This is a genomic window from Haloarchaeobius lipolyticus, assembly GCF_051208015.1.
Taxonomy (GTDB): Archaea; Halobacteriota; Halobacteria; order Halobacteriales; family Natrialbaceae; genus Haloarchaeobius.
Window position 1 is genome coordinate 567,738 of sequence record NZ_JBPKGF010000002.1, and the last position, 20,882, is coordinate 588,619.

Consider the following 20,882-nt stretch of genomic DNA (forward strand, 5'->3'; position numbering starts at 1 on the left):
ATGCAGAGCCGAAACCGGACGAGTGCGTCTACTTGCCCCAGTCGGCCGTCCGGCGCGGACGGTCGGAGACCGCCATGACCTCGAGGTCGCCGTCCTTCGCGGCGAGCCCTTCGAGGTAGGCGTTCGCACTCGCCTCCGTCGTCAGGTAGCAGACGTCCTCCTCGACGGCGGTCTTGAGCGTCTCGAGGTCGTCGCTGACGACGAACTGGACCTTACCCTCGCGGATTGCCTGCGGGGTGTCGTCGAACGTCTGGACGTCGAAGTACTCCTCGAAGCCGTCGACCGGCAGGTCGACCACGGCGGTCCCCTCCGAGACGGCGTTCATCGAGGCCTGCTGGGACTTCCAGTAGGCCATCCCGAAGCCGCTCGCGGTACCCATGACCTCACCGGTGGACTTCATCTCCGGGCCGAGGCGCGGGTCCGAGTTCGGCAGGCGGTCGAACGGGAGGACGACCTCCTTGATGCTCGTGTGCTCGGGGATCTGCTCCTCGGCGTCGAGTTCGGCGAGCGTCTTGCCCGTCATCACCTTCGCGGCGAGCTTGGCAATCGGGACGCCCGTCGCCTTCGAGACGTACGGGACCGTGCGGGAGGAACGCGGGTTCGCCTCGAGGACGAACACCTCGCCGTCGCGCACGGCGAGCTGGACGTTCATCAGCCCGACCGTGTCGAGCGCGCGGGCGATGTCCTCCGTGACCTCGCGGACGCGGGCGAGCGTCTCCTCGTCGAGCGAGCGCGGCGGAATCATGCAGGCCGAGTCGCCGGAGTGGACGCCTGCGGTCTCGACGTGCTCCATGATACCGCCGATGAGGACCTCCTCCCCGTCGGAGACGGCGTCGACGTCGAGCTCGACCGCGCTCTCGAGGAAGTCGTCGATGAGGATGGGCTTGTTCGGGCTGACCCGGACCGCCTCCTCCATGTAGGTCTTCAGCTCTTCGTCGTCGTAGACCACGTCCATCGCGCGGCCACCGAGGACGTAGCTCGGACGGACCAGGACGGGGTAGCCGATGTCGTTCGCGAGTTCGAGCGCCTCCGCTTCGCTCGTCGCGGCGCCACCCTCGGGCTGGGCGATTCCCAGGTCGTCCATCAGGCGGTTGAACCGGTCGCGGTCCTCCGCGAGGTCCATCGCCTCGACGCTGGTACCCATGATTTTGCAGTCGAGTCCGCGCCGTTCGAGCTCCTTCTCGAGCGGTTCGCCGATGTCGACGGAGGTCTGGCCACCGAACTGGACCATCACGCCGTCTGCCCCGATGGCCTCGATGACGTCTGCGACTTCCTCGGCGTTGATTGGCTCGAAGAACAGGCCGTCGGAGGTGTCGTAGTCCGTCGAGACCGTCTCCGGGTTGTTGTTCACGACGTGGGCGTCGATGCCGAGTTCGCGGAGTGCGCGTATTGCGTGGACCGAACAGTAGTCGAACTCGACCCCCTGGCCGATGCGAATGGGGCCGCCGCCGACCACGACGACGCTCTCGACGTCGGTGTCGATCTTGAGCTCGCCACCGGCCGCCTCGCCCTCGTACGGACCGCTCTCCCACTCGGGCTTGCGCGCAGAGTAGTAGTACGGCGTCTGGGCGGCGAACTCGCCGGCGCAGGTGTCGACCTGCTTGTACGTCCGGCCGGGGACGGACTGCTCGACCTCGTCGACCGTCGCGCCCGTCGCCTCGGCGATGGACGCGTTGGTGTGACCTGCGATGGCCGCTGCGGTGAAGTCGCCGTCGGCCGCGGCAGCGAACGAGTCTGCGATGTTCTTGTAGCGCTCGACGTACCACTCCTTGATGCCGGTCATCTCACAGACCTGCTCGACGGAGTAACCGCGGTTGAACGCCTCGAACATGGCGTACGGGCGGTCCGGAGTCGGCCGGACGAGGTAGTCCTGTTCCAGCTCCTCGTCCGGTACCTCGTCCCAGTCGACGTCTGGGTCGTACTCGCTCGAGCGGAGCGCCTTCAGCAGGCTCTCCTGGAACGTTCGTCCGATGGCCATCGCTTCCCCGGTGGACTTCATCGCGGTGCTGAGCGTGAAGTCCGTCTCCGGGAACTTGTCCTTGGGCCAGCGCGGAACCTTCGTGACCACGTAGTCGATGGCGGGCTCGAACGCGGCCGTGGTCTGGCCGGTGATCTCGTTCGTTATCTCGTGGAGGCGCTTGCCGAGTGCGACCTTCGCGGTCACACGGGCGATCGGGTAGCCCGTCGCCTTCGATGCGAGCGCCGACGAACGCGAGACGCGCGGGTTGACCTCGACGACGCGGTACTCGCCGCCGGGCGTGCCGTCGTCGCGCCACGCGTGCTGGATGTTACAGCCGCCCTCGATGCCGAGTTCGCGGATGACCTTCAGCGCCGAGTCGCGCATCGCCTGGTGTCCCTCGTCTGGGATGACCTGGCTGGGCGTGACGACCGTGGATTCGCCGGTGTGGATACCCATGGGGTCGAGGTTCTCCATGTTACAGATGATGATACACGAGTCGTCGGCGTCGCGCATCACCTCGTACTCGAGTTCGACCCAGCCCGCGATGGACTCGGTGATGAGAACCTCGTTGTTGCGCGAGAGGCGCAGGCCCTTGCGCACGCGGCGTTTCAGCTCGTCCATGTCTTCGACGACGCCGGAGCCGCTCCCGCCGAGGGTGTACGTGGTGCGCGAGATGACGGGGAGGCCGCCGACCTCCTCGACCGCCGCCTCGACGCGGTCCGCGATGGCTTCCTCGCTCAGTTCGGAGACCTTCTCGCCCTCTTCGAGGGTGATGGTCGTCGACTTCGGCACGGGCTCGCCGATCTTCTCCATCCGCTGGCGGAAGAGGTCGCGGTCTTCCGTCGCGTAGATCGTGTCGAGCGGCGTCCCGAGGATATCGACATCGTACTCCTCGAGAACGCCCTCCTCGGAGAGCTCTGCGGTGACGTTCAGCCCGGTCTGGCCGCCGAGGCCAGCGATAACGCCGTCGGGGCGCTCCTTCTCGATGATCTCGGTGATGGCCTCCGTCGTGATGGGTTCGATGTAGACGCGGTCGGCCATGTCCGGGTCGGTCATGATCGTCGCCGGGTTCGAGTTCACGAGGACGACTCGTGCGCCCTCCTCCTGGAGTGCGCGACAGGCCTGCGCGCCGGAGTAGTCGAACTCCGCTGCCTGGCCGATCTGGATGGGTCCGCTCCCGATGAGGAGGATGGTGCGTCCGTCGCCGTGGTCGGTTGTCCCGCCGGTCATGTGTCTCTGTTCAGGTGCAGTTCGTACATCGTAATAAGAGCCACGATACTCTACGAGAAACGTAACGGTATTTCGAAATTCGAACCACGTGCGAACGCGGCTGCACCGTCCGGTCTCACGGAGAACTCGAGCCAGAACGGACAACAGTACCCAAAATCCACGAAACAGGTCGGTGAGTTCCGGCGGTCACGACGTCGGCAGGACGTGAAAGCCGACGCTGGGGCATCGATGAAGAGGCAGGATATCGCCCGGCACCCCCGACCAGAGCGCTGGCGCCCGTCTCAGTTGAGTGCGTCGGACGTCTCTCGAATCCGATACTGGTACGGCTGGTCGCGGATGACCTCGACGACGCCGCGTTCCGCGTACCGACCGAGGATGGTCGCGACGCGGTGGGCACTCCCCAGGTCCTCGTCGTGCTCGTCGAGTACGTCGACGATCTCCCGCGCAGAGAGCGGCTCCTCTGCGTCCGCCTCCGCGAGGACGGCTACGATTCGCTCGAACTCGCTCTGGCGGTCGTGCATGTACGCGGAAACAGAACGTCCAGTACAATAAAATGATGCCAGGAAACAGAAGGGCCGCCGTGTGACGCCGCTCAGAGGGCGCGGTCGTGTTCGCTGGTGAAATCGCGCTGCTCGCGGTACTGTTCGACGAACTCGCTCACGTCGAACTCCAGCATCTGTCGCTCGAACTCCGAGACGGAGGAGTCGTCCTCGGCGTGACTGATGGCGTGTTCCATCAGTTCGACGACCAGTTCGACGATTATCTCGTGGAGGCGTCGGTCGTCGAACTCGGTCAGCCAGACCATCGAACAGCCGATGGTCCCGTCGTCGGAGACGTCCGCGCTCGCCACCTTCTGCGGGAACTCCTCCATCACCATCCCCATGAGGTGGGGCGTCCCGAACTCGTCGAACTCGTCCGCCGGCTCGACGGTCTCCTGGAGAACGGCGACGAGCGATTCCGGGAAGAATCGAGACGGCGGGTGGACGTCCATCACGACGGCGTAGTGCTCGCCGTCCTCGACGTACTCCCGCATCCCGAGGTCGATCCGTCCGACGTCGACGGTGGGCCCGTCAGGGAGCGAGAGCTCGGTTCCCGACCCGCCCGGTACGCGTGGCTCGGTCATGTCACGTGGTGGGGCTCCGAACCTGAAAAGTGGCGCGCTCTGGCGTCGGTCCTGAAACGGTGTCCGGTCTGTTCAGGGCCAGTCGTCGCGGACCGGTGCTTCCTCCGCGTCGGTCTCGTCCTCGTCGGCCAGCTCCCAGCCGGCGGCTTCGGCCGCGTCCTCGACGGGGAGGTACTCCCAGCCGACCGATTCGGCGAGGTCGGCGTCGGCCTGGGTCGTCGAGACGAAGACGTGTCGGTCCGTGTCGAACTGCTCACCGACGCTCTCCAGACTCTCCTCCTTCCCGCGAGGGCCCGAGAAGAAGTCCTGTCGGATGCGGTTCTTGCGCGTGAAGTTGGTGACGACGTAGGTCGGCTCGTCGGAGACGACGCCGACGTACTTGCTCCACTGCCGTGCGTCGTCGAACACCGCCTCCGGGTTGGCCAGCGACTTGAGCGCGGACAGCTCGAAGGCCAACGTCATCGTTCCGCTGTTCCCGCCGTTCATGTCTGTAACGTCGCTTCGGTGCGCGGAAAACGGTATCGGAACGGAGCCGACGGCCTCTCGGGTAGGGGTCGCTGGACTCAGCGAATCTGGACCTGCAGGTAGTCAGTGAACACGATTATCTCCCCGTTCTTCAGGTCGGGTGCTGGCCGCTCTCGGAGCGTGCGCGGGCCGTCCTCGGTGACGAGCTTGACGACCTGGGCGAACGCTTCGTCCGAGAGCTGGTCGGCGTGGCGAACCGTCGCACCTGCCGGGACCGAGTCCACGGTCGTGAGACGGAGGCTACCCGCTATGGTGTCACTAACTGCCATGGGTCGTGGTACAGTATGACACACTTCGGCTTAAAGCTTCGGCTGATGTTCCGAAATCACCTGAACGTAACTGGGACGAGCGAAGGTGAGACCGCGAAAATACTGCTCGTTAGACTACTGTTCCTGTGCGGGCGCGTCGAGCATCTCCACGTCGAAGTCCTCCTCGAGCAGGACCTCCTTCTGTCCGGTGAGGTCGCGCTCATCGCGGATGATGCGCTTGAACGTCGACTGGAGCTTCAGGTCGCCGATGAGGACGCCGCCGATGAGCTTGCCGTTCTTGAACGTGAGGCGGCGCCACTCGGTGTCCGAGTACTTGCGTTCTGCGTCGTCGTCGCCCAGGGTTGGGTGGCCGAACGAGACGAACGGTAGGCCATCGAAGTGCGAGATGGAGTAGGAGGAGACGTGGCGGAACTCCTCGTTCTCGTCGTTCGCCATGTTCTTCGCGGCGATGGCGCCCTGCTTCTTCGCGGAGTCCCACGAGCCGTTCTGGGCGTGCTCTTCGAGGATGACGTCGTAGAACTTCGTGATGTCGCCGGCGGAGTAGACGTCCTCGACGTTGGTCTGCATGTACTCGTCGACGACGATGCCGTTGTCCGTCTCGATGCCGGAGCCGCGGAGGAACTCGGTGTTGAAGTTCAGGCCGATGGCGACGCCGACGAAGTCTCCCTCGTACTCCTCGCCGTTGGGGTCGACCGCGCCGTTCACGATGCCGTCGTCGTCCACCGTAAAGTGGTCGACGCCGGACTGGAAGACGGGTTCGACGCCCATCTCGCGAAGCGCCTCGTGGATGATTTCGCCGCCGTCCTCGCTGAGCGCGTAGCGCCACCAGCAGTCACCGCGCATGAGGTACTTCGCGTCGATGCCGCGTGCCCCACAGACCGCGGCGAAGTCGATACCGAGGAGGCCGGCACCGACGACGATACCCTTCGAGGAGTCTTCGGCGTGCTCCGCGATTTCGCGAGCATCCTGGAAGGTCCAGAAGTGGTTGACGCCCTCCGCGTCGGAGTTGTCGACGGGGAGCTGCGTCGGGGTGCCACCCGTGGCGACGAGCAGCTTGTCGTACTCGTATTCGTCGCCCTGGTGGGTCTCGATGACGTGTGCGTCCGTGTCGACGGTCGTGACGTGGGTGTTCAGTTCGAGGTCGATGTCACGCTCGGCGTACCAGTCCTCGTCGTGGAGGAACAGGGGGTCCTCCATCGGGATCTTCCCCTTCGCGTACTCTTTGATGAGAATTCGGTTGTACAGCGGTTCGCCCTCGTCCGTCAGGACGGTGATGTCGGCGTCCGGCGACTCCTCGCGGAGTGTTTTGGCAGCCGAGCCACCGGCGATACCATCGCCGATGATGACGTACGACTCGCTCATACGGCATGGCTTCGACGCGGGGGTTAAAGTGGATTGCCATTCAGTCGTTTTCAGCGACGTGACCGCTGTCAGGCGCCAGAGATTCACACGCATTCTCGGTCAGCAGTCGTGTCCACTCCGCCCGGACGCACGGTGAGCGTTCCATCCGCTTCCGGGGGCGGGACGTTCTTGGCGCTCCACTTCCAAGCCTCGCCCACGATGAAGATACGCCAGAACGTCAAACACTTCGCCTACAAGACCGCGCTGACGGCACCGCTCCTCGGCGACGTCGCGACCGAGAAGCTGGTCGACCTGCACACCCGCATCTTCCTCGAGAAGGCCGACGAGTCACACCGCGAGGAGCGGCGCGAACACCTCGACGACTTCTTCGCGGCGACCATCGACACCTATCTCGCCGCCCTCGACCACTACCCCGAAGCCGAGGCCAGAGAGATAACTCACGTCCAGGGCAATTTCGACTTCTACAACCACGGCTGGACGGAGATGATGGAGTTCCCCGCCGACGAACTCGAGACGCACTACGACCGCTACGAGTCGTTCTTCCGCGCCCACGGCATCACCATCGACGACCCGCTCGGCGACTTCCGCCCCGCCGGCGGCATCGCCGAGGCACCGTCGACGCCGGAGAAGCTGGAGGACCCGGAGCACCCGCACGCGGAAGGTGGATTCGCCGACGACGTCTACGTCGAGACGGCAGACGGCGAGGTCGTCGTCGGTGGACGGGACGAGCCCGAGGACATCGACCCCGGCAAAGAGCTCGGCCTGGAGGACGAGTGAAGCGTCTCGGAATCGCGCGACCTTGCACGAATCAGACCTGACAGCGGAGTCAGATTCAGGCCCGGCTTGGCCGCGGACGGCCACTTGAACCCGTTAACGGACCAATACACGGCACTGCGACGGTACTCGTTTCAGAATCATGTGCCATGTTACCGTACAAAATGGTTATCTCCGTACCCGGCCTACAGTAGGTTGCCCACCGGGAATCACGGGGGCACACCGGACGCTTCACGCCCTGATTGAACCGGTCTTGAACCGGATCAGACGGACGGAAGTAGGGGACAACACCAAAGAATCCGTAACAGGATTGCGAGGTCACGACTCCGAAGGAAGACCGTACCGGACCAGTGTTCGGCCACCATGGTGGTCGAAGGCGAAGGCCAAGTATCGGAGTACCTGTAAAGGGACTTCGGGAATATCTCGACATGCGGGCGAGAATCCCGCCACAGTCGACTTCGGTCGACCGAGTCGGTGCAAGTCCGACGAAAGTCAGGCATGGCCGTGCGGTCCGGGGAAAACGTTTCCCGTCCGGGTCCAAGCCGCGATTTCCGGTTTCTGCAGTTTTCACACCGACGAGCGAGGGCTGCGGCTCACCGATTTTCAGACGACAGAATCACCCCGCCGACGCCGACCTCACTCCGCTCGAGCGCGTTCTTCGATTCGCTCTGCACACTCGTAGCCTGCCACGATCGCGCCGTTGAGCGACCGTTCCGGGTACTGTGCACGCGAAGCCATCCCCGCGTAGTAGACGCCGGTGCCGACGTCGTCGGCGAGGTCGTACGGGATGACCAGGTCGAGATAGCCGCGCTCGTAGACCGGGGCCGTTCGCGGGTTGCGCGCCGTCTCGACCCAGTTGACCGTCTCGGGGTCGAAGTGGGGGAACAGGTCCTGGATACCGTCCTGCCACAGCTGTTCGACCTCCTCGTCGCTCATCTGCCAGAGGTCCTCACTCGGGTCCTGGACGTAGCTGGCGGTGTAGTAGAGGTGTTCGCCGCCGTAGCGGGACTCGTCGATGAAGTTCGTGTGCTCGATGAGCACGCCGAAGGGCGCCTCGTCCTTGATGTTGAGCCAGTAGGTGTCCGTGATGGACTCCTCCATGCTCCAGACCGAACAGACGGTGCCCTGGAAGTCGATGTCGCACTCGTAGCCCGTGAGGTCTTCGAGCACGTTCGGCATCGCCGCGACGATGACCGAGTCGACGTCGTGGGTCTCGAAGCCGTCGTCGGTCACGACCGTCAGCGAGGAGACCTCGCCGCCGGCCATGCCGATGTCGGTCACGCGCGCGCCCGTGGTGACGTTCTCCCGTCCGACCTGGTCGACGAGCGCGTCGATGAGCACGGCGAACGAGCCGTCGAAGTATCCCAGCTGTTCGCCCTTCAGCAGGTCCCGCTCGCCGCGGAATTTGATGCGACCGAGCAGCCACGCCGCGGAGACGTCCTCCTTCCGGCTGCCGAACTTCGCGTCGAGTAAGGGCTCGAAGAAGCTCTCGTAGACGCTCTCGGTCGTGTGCTCGACGACGAAGTCCTTGATGGGAATGTGCTCGAAGTCCTCCAGTCGCTCGTACGTGTCGAACGAGGGGATGCCGCCACGGAGGTCGACCTCCATCGTGAGCATGCCCAGGCGGAACTTGTCGTAGAACGAGAGGTGCGGGTAGGCGGCGATCTCCCACGCTTTGTCCATCGGATGGACGACGCCATCGACGTAGTAGGCGTCGGACTTGTAGGGCCACTCGAGCCGGTCGCCGACGCCGAGCTCTTCGGCGAGTTCGACGATGGTCTCTTCGGACTTCGAGAGGTGGTGGTAGAACTTCTCTATCGGGTCGCCCGCGGTCTCGTACACTGCGGCGAGCCCACCGAGGTCGTCACTGGCTTCGTAGACGTGGACGTCGATTCCCTGCTGCTGGAGGCGATGGGCGGCTGCAAGTCCGGCGGCTCCACCGCCGACGATACCGACTGTCATTACACTCGACTCGGGGACGGCCATCGATGTGTCTTTTGGATGCTGGCCGGCAACGTTAATGGTGGCCCAACTAAACGGATTCTGAGCACATGGGACTGCAGTGGACGCCGCTCACCATCCCGCTCGTTCTCGGTGCGGGCGTACAGGCAGTCGTCGCCGGCTACCTCGTCGCCCGCCGAGAGGCGTTCGACCGCATTCCGGGTGCGAGAGCCGCGGTCGCGCTCCTCTTCGCGGTCTGTCTGTTGATGCTCGCGTACGCCGCCGAACTCTCTGTCGGAGGCGACGACCCAACCCGTGTCCTGAACGCGAAGCTGTTCTGGAACATGGTCCACTACATCGGGATGGCCGCCGTGCCCGGGCTGTGGTTCCTCTACGTCGTCCAGTTCACCCGGTACGACGACGTTCCTCGGGTCGCGTGGGTCCCGATCGCGGCGGGCGGAGTCCTCACGCCGGTGACCGTCTTCACGAATCACTGGCACGGGATGTTCTGGACGGAGATATCTCTCGCCAACCGGACCACCCGGCAGTTCCTCGTAAACGAGCACGGCGTCGCATTCTTCGTCTTCACCGCCTACGCCTACGTCCTGGTCATCGCCGCGACGGCACTGCTCATACGCGAGTACGTCGACTCGAGCGGCCTCTACAGACGACAGCTCCTCGGCCTCCTCGTGGGGTCGCTGGCTCCACTCGTCGCGAGCGCGATCTACCTGCTCGGGCCCGAGTCCGTCCAGGTGTACAACCTGACCGCGTTCGCCTTCGCCATCACGGCCGCCGCAGTCGGCTGGTCGGTCAGCCGGAACCGCCTGTTCCAGCTCACCCCGGTCGCCAGGCGGACCGCATTCGAGCAGATGGCCGACCCCGCGGTCGTGCTCGACCGCCACAAACGGGTACTCGACACGAACCCACCCGCGACCGTCCTGTTCGAGTCCGACCCGGTCGGCGCGTCAGTCGACTCTGTCGCGACGGTCCCGTTCGACGGTGACGACGAGACGATCACCGTCGAAGCCGGCGGTGAGACCCTGCACTACGAACGCACTCGGACCGAGCTCGTCGACCGGGGCGAGTCCATCGGCTGGCTGGTCCTCTTCCGAGACGTCACCGACCGCGTCCGGCGAGAGCGAGAGCTCAGGCGACAGAACGAACGGCTCGACCAGTTCGCGAGCGTCGTGAGTCACGACCTTCGAAACCCCCTCGGAATCGCAGAGGGCTACCTCGACCTCTACCGGGAGACCGGCGACGAGTCGCACTTCGGCCGTATCGACCGGGCCCACGACCGTATGGGCGAGATCGTCGACGACCTCCTCACACTCGCTCGCGACGGCGGGTCGGTCGGGGAGACCGAGCCCATCGACCTCGCAACGGTAGCAGAGCACGCGTGGGAGAGCGTCGACAGTGAGGGCTCTCGGCTCGCCGTCGAACGCACCGCGACCATCGAGGCGGACAGGGGCCGTCTGCTACGGCTGTTCGAGAACCTGTTCCGGAACTCGGTCGAGCACGGTGTACGGCCCTCGTCGACCACTGCTCGCACCGCCCAGTCAGCGACCGTCGTCGAGGAGGACCCTCTCACCGTCACGGTCGGCTCACTCCCGACCGGTGAGGGCTTCTACGTCGAAGATGATGGTGTCGGTCTCCCCGGCTCGCTCAGGGAACAGGTGTTCGAATCCGGCGTGACCGGGAGCGAGGACGGCACGGGCCTCGGACTGGCCATCGTCGCGTCCATCGCGGATGCACACGACTGGACCGTCCGTGTCGCGGAGAGCCGGTCGGGCGGGGCCCGGTTCGAAGTCCGGACCGACGCGGCGCTCGACGTGCCCTCCGTCCGCTAGTTTTTTGGACGGACTTCGCCAAGTCGGGGGCATGCTCACCGTCCGTGCACCGGCGACCAGCGCGAATCTCGGTAGTGGATTCGACGTGTTCGGGCTGGCCCTCGGCGCTCCCGCCGACGTGGTCCGTGTCGAACGCGCCGAAGAGACCACCATCGAGATGTCCGGTGCCGGTAGCCAGTACATCCCCGAGGACCCCACACAGAACACCGCCGGGGTCGTCGCGGCCGAACTCGACGCGCCGGCGCGAATCTGTATCGACAAGGGCGTGCGGCCAGCCTCGGGACTCGGCTCCTCTGCTGCCAGCGCCGCCGCTGCTGCGGTCGCACTGAACGAACTGTACGACCGCGGGCACAGCCGGGAGGAGCTCGTCCACATCGCCGCGGAGGGCGAGGCCGTCGTCTCCGGCGCGGCCCACGCCGACAACGTCGCACCCTCCATCCTCGGCGGGTTCACCATCGCGCGCGACGACGGTGTGACTCAGATAGACGCGTCGCTCCCCCTCGTGGCGTGCCTCCCGGACCTCGTCGTCTCGACGCGGGACGCACGACGGGTCGTCCCGGAGACGGTCTCGATGGACGACGTGGTCGACACCGTCGGGAGTGCAGCGACGCTCACCGCCGGGATGTGTCGGGACGACCCGGCGCTCGTCGGGCGCGGTCTGGAGGAGGCCGTCGTCACGCCCGCGCGAGCGAAACTCATCACTGGCTACGAAGCCGCGACGACCGCCGCGCGGGAAGCTGGAGCGACCGGTGCGACGGTCAGCGGGGCCGGTCCGGGCGTGCTCGCCGTCTGCCGTTCTCCCGACGACAGGCGGCAAGTCGCGAGCGCGATGCTCGCGGCGTTCGACGACCACGGCGTCGATGCACGCGCGTACCAGACGGTCGTCGGCGAGGGTGCCCGAATCTACCGGTGATCTCGAGAGACCCGGAGAGCCACCTCTCTCGGCGGGATGGACTTAAGTCCCCTCGTCGAGTTATGGCATACCATGGCTGCCAGTCGCCCACCGTTCCACGTCCCGCAGGACGGCCATCCACTCGTCCAGCTCGGACAGCTCGTAGAGCTCGCCGGAGCGGTGCTCGCACTCCTCGCAGGCGTCGTCGCGATGGCGAGCGGTGCGTGGGTGGTCTCGGGAGCGCCGGGACCTGGCGCGGGTTTCGAATCGCTCGTGCGCGCAGCGACGGCACCGGCTACGACGCTCGCCGGCGCGACGCTCCTCTTCCACTGGGCGGCGGTCGGTCTCGCCGTCGGCTGCTGGTTCCTCGGCCTCGGTTTTATCGTGACGGGCTACCTCGACACCGGTGATGGACCCGGAGTCACGCACCGCTGAGGACGCCGTCCTGGCCGGTGTCACCCTGGCGATTCTCGTCGCGATCGGCTTCGCCGTCGACGTCGACGTCTGGACGCCGCTCTTGCTCGCGGCGGTCGTCGGTGCGATGCTCCTCGAACTGCTCCTCTCGGTGCGTGCCGAGACGGTGCAGACGCTCTGGAACCGGCCGAGAGTCAGACCAGCGGCGGTCGGAGTGACGGTGGTCGTGGCACTCGTCGGTGCATTCGTCTCCCCGGCGTTCGTCTTCTCCGTGCTCTGGGGGGGTCTCGTCGGGTACCTCCTGCTGGCCGTGCTCGTCGTCGGTGGCTACCTCCCGCCGACGAGCGAGTGGTTCGGACGGTGAATCCGCCCTGAGTGGCGTAGGGAGGGGTGCCATCGAGACAGGTGTGAGGCCACTGTGGAAGAAGCGTGGCAACTACCGCAGAAGCGTGGCAACTGCTGCAGATGTGTAACCAGAGACAGGATGGCGAACAGGCGATACGCCGCAGTTCCGGAACCCACCAGTATCGGAGCTGGACATGGAGCCGCGCGAGCTCGACGGCGCGGTGGGTCGGTCTTCCGCCGGGGACGCATCGCACACCCGCTACCCCCCGGCGGTCACAGGTCAGGTCACACCGATGGTGGCCGCGTACTGGTATTTGAAGCTACGGCTGGTCGAGAGGACGGTGCGGTGCGGACGAAACGTAGAAGGCCCGAATTCAGACGCCGCGGCCCTGCATCTTCTCCTCCTCGGGCAGGTCGACGTTCGCGTCGCCCTTCATGCCCTTGCCGATGTTGGAGGCGATCTCTGCGAGCTTCTCGGCGTCGTCCCAGTTGTTGACCGCCTGGACGATGGCCTTGCCCATCTTCTCGGGGTCCTCGGCGCCGAAGATTCCGGAGCCGACGAAGATACCGTCGCACTCGTGGTGCATCATCAGTGCGGCGTCGGCGGGCGTCGCGATACCGCCGGCGGCGAAGTTGACGACCGGGAGACGGCCCATCTCGGCCGTCTCGTGGACGAGCTCTGCGGGCGCCTCGTTCTCGCGGGCCCACTTCTCTCGCTCCTCGAAGTTCATGCCCTCGAGCTTTCGGATGGCGCCCTTGATGGTGCGCTGGTGGTGGACGGCCTGGTTGACGTCGCCGGTGCCGGCCTCGCCCTTGGTCCGAATCATCGCGGCGCCCTCGTCGATGCGACGGAGTGCCTCCCCGAGGTTACGTGCGCCACAGACGAACGGCGAGGTGAACTCGCGCTTGTCGATGTGGTACGCGTCGTCGGCCGGGGTGAGGACCTCCGACTCGTCGATCATGTCGACGCCGATGGCCTCCAGAATCTCGGCTTCCTTGCGGTGGCCGATGCGGGACTTGCCCATCACCGGGATGGAGACGGCGTCGATGATCTCCTTCACGTCGGCCGGGTCGGCCATCCGGGCAACGCCGCCGCGCTTTCGGATGTCCGCCGGGACGGCTTCGAGCGCCATCACGGCGACTGCACCCGCCTCCTCGGCTATCTTCGCCTGCTCCGCGTCGACGACGTCCATGATGACGCCACCTTTCTGCATCCGCGCGAACCCGCGCTTTACGAGTTCGGTCCCACGCTTGAGTTCCTCGAGGTCTGTCTCGGTCGGCATACTGCTCGCTTGGAACCACCTCCACTTAATCAGGTCGGTAGACGACCGACCGCTTCTCCTCCTCGCAGTCGGCCGATTATCGACGCCGTGGCTGGCGTCGTCTCAGTCGCCGAGCGGGACGTGGATGCGACGGGGTGCACTGGTCTCTCCTCCCGTCCGTCGAACCGCCACCGCTTTGGAACCCCCCGCCAATCTGATGGACGATGCGTGGGTTCAGCGACCCGTTGCCGGACCGTGATTCGCTCCCGTGGTACGTCGCGCCGGTCCCGAAAGCCGTCGAGGACCTCGGCCTGCGACTGGTGTGGCTGGTGGTCCTCACCAACGTCGCGGGCACCGCCTTCGGCTTCTACTACTACGGTATCGACCCGACCGCGAGCGGCTTCGTCGCCGAGCGCAGCCAGTTCGCCATCGAACCACTCGTGATGTGGCCGTTCGTCCCGGACAGCCCCGTCGCGACGCTGTTCATCGCGCTCGCCTTCGGCGCGTGGGCGCTCGGACGACAGAACGACTACCTCTCGGCGCTGGCGTTCTTCGGCTGTCTCAAACTCGGCGCGTGGACCCCGTACGTCCTGCTCGCGTTCAAGGGCGACTTCTCCTACCTCCACTGGTCGATGTACAACTTCCTGTTCTGGAGCCACCTCGCGATGGTGCTGGAGGGGTTCGTCCTCCACCGAATCACGGACTTCCCGGTCAAGGCAGTCGCCGTGGCCCTGTTCTGGTACGGTCTCAACGACCTCGTGGACTACTTCGTCCCCATCGTGGGCACACCCCACCACACGCTGATTCCGGCGGAGGAGATACTGACGACCGGGGTCGTCCACACGCCGGGGCCACACCGCGTGGCGGCCGCCGGAGCCATCGCGCTGACGCTGCTGGCGACGTTCCTCTCGCTGTCGACGCGGGTGAAGAAGTTGGAAGCGCGGCGCTGAGGGGTGCGCCACCGATCGGCAGAGCCGCTCCTACCGTCCGACTCCCCGTACCTCCGCCGCCTGCGACTCGACCGTCAGCTGCCCGAACAGCTCGCGCTTCGCCGACGGGCTGAGCGTGATGCCCCCCTCGTCGAACCGGCGCTTGAGCCGTCTGGCGAAGTTCGACCGTATCGAGAGGATGTTCCGTCTGGTACCCGCAGCGAGCCAGTACTGGACCATCAGCTCGACGGCGTCGTCACCGAACCCCACGAGGTACGCCACGGGAGCCGGGTCGAGCAGGACCGCCCGGTCCGCGCTCGCAGCCTCTCGCAGGTGGCGCATCGCCTCGTCGAGGTCGTCGTCGTAGCTGACCTGGATGCGCTCGGTGATGCGGAACTGTTCGCGGCCGTAGGGCCGAACGATGGCGTTCGTCGTCAACTCGGTGTTCGGCACCGTGATGACCTCGTTCCTGATCGTGCGGATCCGGGTCGTCCGGAGCGTGATGGATTCGACGACGCCCTCGTGACCGTCCCACGAGATCCAGTCGCCGACGTTGAAGTACGGGTCCGCCACGAGGAACAGCCCGCTGATGACGGCGCCGACGACCTGCTGGCCCGCCACACCGATGGCGAGCGTCACCGCCGCCACGACGATGGCCGAACTCGTCAACCAGCCCCCGAAGCCCGCAGCGGCGAGTGCCGTGACGAATGCGACGACGAGAACGACGACCCAGACGTACCGGCCGACCGTCTCGTGGAGCGTCGGGTTGTTCCGGTTCCGCGCGTTGACGATACGCGAGACGCTCGGAAGGACGACGTATTTGCCGACCAGGTAGATGGCGAGAAATCCGAGCGCGAACTTGAGGACAGGCAGGAGTAACGCATAGTACTCCGCTGGAATGGCAGGGACCGTCTGCGCCGATATGAGCGAACACATGTCTTTCGTAGGCGACCGACGGAGAAAAGGGAACGTCGAGAACCGACAGCAGAGCGGGGAGACAGACCCCAAATTGGGGAGAAGAAGCCTCAGGAGACGATGAGCAGCGCGTCGCCCGCCTCCAGCATCTCGCCCTCGCCGGAGTAGGTGCGTTCTTCGCGAACCTCGAACTCGTCTGCGGCGAGCTCCTCGCCGGCGACGTGGAGCTCGTCGTCGACCAGTTCGTACTCGCCGGCGGCGATGGCCTGGTCGAACTCGCCGACCTTGCCGCCGTACTTCGGTCCGAGGACCGAGTACTCGAGGCTGATGTCGGCTATTTCGGTGGTTATCTCGGGCGCTTCGTCGAGCAGCTCCATCGTGTCGACGTGCATGACACCCGCGATGGCGTCCGCGAAGCCGGCGATGTCACCGTAGACCCTGACGCGGTCGAGTTCCGCGTTGAGGGGCAGCTGGTTCTCGGACTTGTAGCGCCGGAGCGCTCCGATGACGGCCATCGCGTTCTCGCCGGCCGCGAGGTCGGCCTCGAAGCCCTGCGGTTCGGGCCAGTTCTGCCGGTGCAGACTTTCGCCGTCGCCGTACATATCCTGGTACAGCTCCTCCGTGATGTGGGGCATCAGCGGCGCGAACAGGTGCAGGAACGTCTCGTGCGCGTGCTGGAGTGCGAACGCCGTGGACTGGCTACCCTCCTCGTCGAGTCGCTGTTTCGCGATCTCGAGGTAGTCGTCACAGAAGGTATTCCAGAAGAACGTCCGGAGCGTGTCACGGGCCTTCGCGAACTCGTACTCCTCGAAGTGCGTGGTGATGGTCTCGACGGTATCGTCCAGTTCCGCGAGTATCCACTCGTCGAGGTCGTCCAGCTCGTCGGGCTGGTCGACGCTATCCGGCGCGAGGTGCTCGATGAGCTTCGACGCGTTCCAGAGCTTGCGCAGGAGCTTCTCGCCCGCGACGATGTCCTTCTCCTTGAACGGGAAGTCGTCGCCGACGGCCGTGCTCGCGGCCCAGTAGCGGATGGCGTCGATGGGGAACTCGTCGACGACGCGCTGGGGGTCGACGACGTTGCCCTTCGACTTCGACATCTTCTGGCGGTTCTCGTCGAGGACGTGGCCGTTGATGAGGACCGAATCGAACGGGACCTCGCCGGTGTGCTCGTAGCACTTGACGACCGTGTGGAACAGCCAGAACGAGATGATGTCGTGGCCCTGCGGCCGGAGGTCGGCAGGGTAGAGCTCGGGGTCCTCGAAGGTGAACTCCTCGCGCTCGGCGTCCCAGTCCCAGCCCGCGTTGACCAGCGGGGTCAGGCTGGAGGTCGCCCACGTGTCGAGGACGTCGTCCTCGGGCTCGAACTCGACGTGGCCACACTCGGGACAGGCGTCGACCGGCGGGTCGTCCGAGAGCGGGTCGACCGGCAGCGACTCACGGTCGGCGAGGACCTCGTGGCCGCAGTCGTCACAGTACCAGACCGGGAACGGGATGCCCGAGTCGCGCTGGCGGGAGATGAGCCAGTCCCACTCGAGGCCCTCTATCCAGTGCTGGTAGCGCGTCCACATCTTCTCCGGGTACCAGTCCATCTCGCGGCCCGCGGCGAGGTACTCGTCCTTGTGGTCGAGTATCTCGATGTACCACTGCTTGGAGACGCGGAACTCGACGTCGGTCTCACACCGCTCGTGGACCTGCACCGTGTGGGTCAGTTCCTCGCGGCCCTCCAGGTGGCCGAGCTCGTCGAGGTCCTCGACGATGGCCTCGCGGGCCTCGTGCGTGCTCATGCCCTCGTAGTCGCCCGCGAGGTCGGTCATCGTCGCGGACTCGTCGATGGCGACGCGGAGCGGCAGGTCGTGCGCCTGGTACCACTCGATGTCCTTCTGGTCGCCGAAGGTACAGCACATGACGACGCCGGTCCCCTTCTCGAGGTCGACGCGGTCGTCCTCGATGATGGGAACCTCGTGGCCGAAGATGGGCACTTTCGCCGTCTTCCCGACGAGCTCCTGGTTCTTTTCGTCGTCCGGGTGAACGAAGACGCTGACGCACGCCGGCAGCAGTTCGGGGCGCGTCGTCCCGATGACGAAGCTCTCGCGGCCCGACTCGGTCGGCTCGGCGAGGTCGAAGCGGACGTCGTTGAAGTGCGTGTGGCGTTCAGCGTCCTCCTGTTCGACCTGCGAGATGGCGGTCTCACACTCAGGACACCAGATGGCCGGTGCCTTCTTTCTGTACTCGCGACCCTGCTCGTACAGGTCGACGAACGAGAGCTGCGAGACGCGCTGGACCTCCGGGCTGATGGTCTTGTACGTCCGGTTCCAGTCGATGCTCATCCCGAGGTCCTGCATCTTCTCGGTGAACTCGGCCTCGTACTGCGCACAGACCTCGCGGCACTTCTCCTGGAACTCGCGGCGGGTGTAGTCCTGGTGGCGGATACCCAGGTCCGACTCGGTCAGTCGCTCCGAGGCGATACCGTTGTCGTCGTACCCGAACGGGAACATGACGTCGCCGTCGGCCATCCGCTTGTACCGGGCCGCGAAGTCCTGCAGCGTGTGTCCGTACAGGTGGCCCATGTGCAGGCTTCCGGACACAGTCGGCGGTGGCGTGTCTATGGCGTAGACCGTGTTCGGGTCCACCTCCTCTTCGTCCGGGTCGTAGGCGTAGGTCTCCTCGTCGACCCAGTGCGTCTGCCACTTCTCCTCTGTCGTCTGGGGGTCGTAGTCTCCCTCTGGCATAGATTACTCGTTGTGCGTGGAATCGTCCATTCGGCGTTTAATACAATCGATGCAGTCTCGGCGTGTCGGGCCGGCGGCTACGCGGCTACCGGGTTCCGAGAGAACTGTCGGGCACCGCTGGCTGGCTTTACGGACGTACTACGGCGACAGCAGGGTGCTCCATGGGGAAACGTGGTTCGTGTGGGAGTAAAAGGGCTGCGGTAGACCGAGTGACGTTCTCGTTTCTTGCGGTTCTCACTCCCGTCTCGACAGTCTTCGCTTCGCTACCCCGCGCGCCGCTCCTTCACGGGTCGCTACGCTCCCCGTTCAGGTAATAGAGGGTCTTCGCTTCGCTACCCCGCGCGCCGCTCCTTCACGGGTCGCTACGCTCCCCGTTCAGGTAATAGAGGGTCTTCGCTTCGCTCAGACCCTCTCACTCCCCATTCGAGTGCGCCCGCACCCACAGCTCTCCGATTCTCGACAGCCGCGTCCGGTAGGACTTCCCGTGCTCCTCCTGCTCGATGTAGCCCTTCCCGCCGGGGCCGAGCCGGTCGACGTTGTAGATGACCTTCGAGCGGAACGAGTCCGTGTACTCCTCGTTCAGCTCCGTCGCCAGCGCCTCGGCCAGTTCCGAGACCGACTCGAAGACGCCCTCCTCGCCGAGCTTGTACAGGATGAGCTCCTCGAACGGTTTGACGTTCGAGAACGAGGCGACCGGGAGCTCGACGATGTGGCCGCCGCCGATCTCCTTCGCGCCGATTGTCGTTCCGCGCTCGTCGAACTCAGAGAGCAGGTCGGTGGCGGTGTCGAGCCGTTCGCGAACGCGGTCGTCGTCGACGCCGTCGTCGAGCAGCTCAGAGAGGAGGTCGCGCTGCTGGCGGAGCTCCTCCGCGAGTTCCGTCTCGAGGTACTTCTCCGGGGCGGTGTAGTAGGTGTGAATCTTGTCGCGGTCCTCCTGTCGCTCGACCATCAGCGAGTGGGCGGCCGTCGCGAAGGCGAACGAGACGGTCCGGGGCATCGCCGCGATGTTCACCCAGACCTCGTTCCCGGCGTCGAGTTCGTCGTTGATGAGGTCGTACGCCTGCTCGAAGGCGGCGTCGTAGTCGTAGACGTCCGCGATGACGAGCCGTTCCGTCTCGGCCCCGAGCAGGTTCTGGAAGTCCTTCTCCAGTTTCTTCGAGAGGTTCTGCGAGTACTCGACGTTCGCCTCGCTCCCGACAGCTCCTTCCAGGAGGACGACCCGGTCCACGTCGAACTGGTCGCGGACGAGCGGAGCGATGAGCCGGTCGTAGTCGAACCCGACGGGAACGACGTGTGTCTGCATACGTTGAAGAGCAGGCCACCGGCTAATAAAGACCAACAGACTCGCGGTCAGCCGTTCAGACCGCGGCCAACAGCACCGGTGCGACCAGTGCCACGTGGGCAGCCGCATGGGCGAGCATCGCGGCTTCGAGGCTGTACCGCCAGTAGACCCACCCGAACACGATGCCGCCGACGGCGTTGAGGACGACAGTCCGGGCGACGATTCCCACCGTGAGCGGGGTCTGGAGCGCGACAGCCGGGAGGTGGCCGATACCGAAGACGACGGCTGCGACCACGATACTCGCCACGACGGCCGTCGAAGACGGACGGTTCGGACGGCCCGAAACCCGCCACAGCACCCAGACGAGCAGCGTCATGAACCCCCACCGCAGGAGTACCTCTTCGGTGATGCCGCCGTAGAGGAACCGTATCGGGAGCGTCGCCAGTACCTCCGTCACGCTGACCGGTTCCGTCGGGACGAGTGCCCTGTCGACGTCCGTCAGCGCACCGAATACGAGGTCGAACACGACGATGAGCACGCCGACTCCGAAACCAGCTGGAACCGCGACACGGCCCTCGGAACGGAGGTTCCGTAGAATCGATTCGAGGGAGTCGCCGCTCGCAGTGTAGGACCGGAAGCCGACCGCCGGTGCCAGACGCCCCCCGACCGCCGACGCGACCAGAACCAGCACCGCCGGTTGGAGCAGGGAGGCGACGAGGAGTACCGACCGGGGAACGTCGGGGACGCTGGGGAGCGTCCCTGGAACCAGCGCCGCAGTGACGACCAGGCCGACGACGCCGACCATCCCGACCAGGAAGACGCGCACGACTCGAGCGAGATACGACCGTCCATCCCGGCTCTCCGTCGCGCTTCGTGCCGCGGACGATTCGACCCCGTCGAAGTCGGTCATCGTCCCACCCTCGGTGGACTGACGGGGGTGAAAGCACCCGGGTCGGTGGTGGCGACGGCCTCTCCTGCTCGCGGCGAACGCGTGGAGTGTCGTGTGTCGAGAACCATCACGTAGAAAGAACACCGAACTAGGATTAGTCGTTTGGAGTGTATTCACTCCACCGACGCCTGAAC

Annotated in this window: 18 protein-coding genes; 6 read left to right on the forward strand and 12 right to left on the reverse strand. The window is 65.5% G+C overall.

All coding sequences use genetic code 11. The features are described from left to right. Positions 1–28: 28 nt before the first annotated feature. The 6 genes from carB to ACSC1Y_RS05970 all read right to left on the reverse strand — a co-directional run bounded on the left by carB (position 29) and on the right by ACSC1Y_RS05970 (position 6,469). A complete protein-coding gene (carB, locus tag ACSC1Y_RS05945) occupies positions 29–3,190 on the reverse strand; it encodes a carbamoyl-phosphate synthase large subunit (RefSeq protein WP_435333772.1) in 3,162 nt (1,053 codons plus the stop codon). A gap of 281 nt (positions 3,191–3,471) precedes the next feature. Next, positions 3,472–3,711 carry a hypothetical protein gene (locus ACSC1Y_RS05950; protein WP_435333773.1) on the reverse strand — a complete coding sequence of 80 codons (240 nt, stop codon included), beginning with the start codon at positions 3,709–3,711 and terminating at the stop codon, positions 3,472–3,474. A gap of 71 nt (positions 3,712–3,782) precedes the next feature. Then, positions 3,783–4,313: a DUF5815 family protein gene (locus tag ACSC1Y_RS05955; protein WP_435333774.1), complete on the reverse strand. Its 531-nt coding sequence runs from the start codon at positions 4,311–4,313 to the stop codon at positions 3,783–3,785. Between the two features lie 72 nt (positions 4,314–4,385). Beyond that, on the reverse strand, positions 4,386–4,799 hold the full coding sequence (locus ACSC1Y_RS05960; protein ID WP_435333775.1) for a DUF7124 domain-containing protein: 414 nt from the start codon (positions 4,797–4,799) through the stop codon (positions 4,386–4,388). Between the two features lie 77 nt (positions 4,800–4,876). After that, positions 4,877–5,107, reverse strand: a complete 231-nt coding sequence (locus ACSC1Y_RS05965; protein WP_435333776.1) for a hypothetical protein — start codon at positions 5,105–5,107, stop codon at positions 4,877–4,879. Between the two features lie 114 nt (positions 5,108–5,221). Beyond that, positions 5,222–6,469 (reverse strand): NAD(P)/FAD-dependent oxidoreductase, encoded by a 1,248-nt coding sequence (locus ACSC1Y_RS05970; protein WP_435333777.1) that lies wholly within the window; start codon positions 6,467–6,469, stop codon positions 5,222–5,224. A 198-nt stretch (positions 6,470–6,667) separates the two neighbouring features. Between ACSC1Y_RS05970 and ACSC1Y_RS05975 the strand changes: the two genes are divergently transcribed. Beyond that, entirely contained in the window at positions 6,668–7,246 is a 579-nt protein-coding gene (locus ACSC1Y_RS05975; RefSeq protein ID WP_435333778.1) for a DUF6149 family protein, read from the forward strand. A 633-nt stretch (positions 7,247–7,879) separates the two neighbouring features. On the opposite strand, the gene ACSC1Y_RS05980 is transcribed toward ACSC1Y_RS05975, so the two are convergent. After that, positions 7,880–9,205 carry an NAD(P)/FAD-dependent oxidoreductase gene (locus ACSC1Y_RS05980; RefSeq protein ID WP_435333779.1) on the reverse strand — a complete coding sequence of 442 codons (1,326 nt, stop codon included), beginning with the start codon at positions 9,203–9,205 and terminating at the stop codon, positions 7,880–7,882. Between the two features lie 89 nt (positions 9,206–9,294). On the opposite strand from ACSC1Y_RS05980, the gene ACSC1Y_RS05985 reads away from it, so the two are divergent. The 4 genes from ACSC1Y_RS05985 to ACSC1Y_RS06000 all read left to right on the forward strand — a co-directional run bounded on the left by ACSC1Y_RS05985 (position 9,295) and on the right by ACSC1Y_RS06000 (position 12,701). Next, a complete protein-coding gene (locus ACSC1Y_RS05985; protein ID WP_435333780.1) occupies positions 9,295–11,031 on the forward strand; it encodes a sensor histidine kinase in 1,737 nt (578 codons plus the stop codon). A 31-nt stretch (positions 11,032–11,062) separates the two neighbouring features. Next, a complete protein-coding gene (locus ACSC1Y_RS05990; RefSeq protein WP_435333781.1) occupies positions 11,063–11,944 on the forward strand; it encodes a homoserine kinase in 882 nt (293 codons plus the stop codon). A gap of 72 nt (positions 11,945–12,016) precedes the next feature. Then, the gene (locus ACSC1Y_RS05995; protein ID WP_435333782.1) at positions 12,017–12,358 is read left to right on the forward strand and encodes a hypothetical protein; all 342 of its coding nucleotides are present in this window, start codon (positions 12,017–12,019) and stop codon (positions 12,356–12,358) included. After that, positions 12,333–12,701 carry a hypothetical protein gene (locus ACSC1Y_RS06000; RefSeq protein ID WP_435333783.1) on the forward strand — a complete coding sequence of 123 codons (369 nt, stop codon included), beginning with the start codon at positions 12,333–12,335 and terminating at the stop codon, positions 12,699–12,701. The genes ACSC1Y_RS05995 and ACSC1Y_RS06000 overlap by 26 nt, the downstream gene beginning before the upstream one ends. Positions 12,702–13,056: 355 nt before the next feature. Here ACSC1Y_RS06000 and pdxS read toward each other — a convergent pair whose 3' ends face one another. After that, complete coding sequence (gene pdxS / locus ACSC1Y_RS06005) at positions 13,057–13,965, reverse strand: pyridoxal 5'-phosphate synthase lyase subunit PdxS (protein WP_435333784.1); 909 nt, start codon at positions 13,963–13,965, stop codon at positions 13,057–13,059. A 203-nt stretch (positions 13,966–14,168) separates the two neighbouring features. On the opposite strand from pdxS, the gene ACSC1Y_RS06010 reads away from it, so the two are divergent. Further along, complete coding sequence (locus ACSC1Y_RS06010; RefSeq protein ID WP_435333785.1) at positions 14,169–14,894, forward strand: DUF1405 domain-containing protein; 726 nt, start codon at positions 14,169–14,171, stop codon at positions 14,892–14,894. A 30-nt stretch (positions 14,895–14,924) separates the two neighbouring features. Here ACSC1Y_RS06010 and ACSC1Y_RS06015 read toward each other — a convergent pair whose 3' ends face one another. The 4 genes from ACSC1Y_RS06015 to ACSC1Y_RS06030 form a co-directional block, all read right to left on the reverse strand. After that, positions 14,925–15,809 (reverse strand): mechanosensitive ion channel family protein, encoded by an 885-nt coding sequence (locus ACSC1Y_RS06015; protein ID WP_435333786.1) that lies wholly within the window; start codon positions 15,807–15,809, stop codon positions 14,925–14,927. Between the two features lie 89 nt (positions 15,810–15,898). Then, complete coding sequence (locus tag ACSC1Y_RS06020; protein WP_435333787.1) at positions 15,899–18,517, reverse strand: valine--tRNA ligase; 2,619 nt, start codon at positions 18,515–18,517, stop codon at positions 15,899–15,901. A gap of 412 nt (positions 18,518–18,929) precedes the next feature. Further along, positions 18,930–19,820 carry an HFX_2341 family transcriptional regulator gene (locus tag ACSC1Y_RS06025; protein WP_435333788.1) on the reverse strand — a complete coding sequence of 297 codons (891 nt, stop codon included), beginning with the start codon at positions 19,818–19,820 and terminating at the stop codon, positions 18,930–18,932. Positions 19,821–19,875: 55 nt separating this feature from the next. Then, positions 19,876–20,709, reverse strand: a complete 834-nt coding sequence (locus ACSC1Y_RS06030; RefSeq protein ID WP_435333789.1) for a CPBP family glutamic-type intramembrane protease — start codon at positions 20,707–20,709, stop codon at positions 19,876–19,878. Positions 20,710–20,882: the final 173 nt, after the last annotated feature.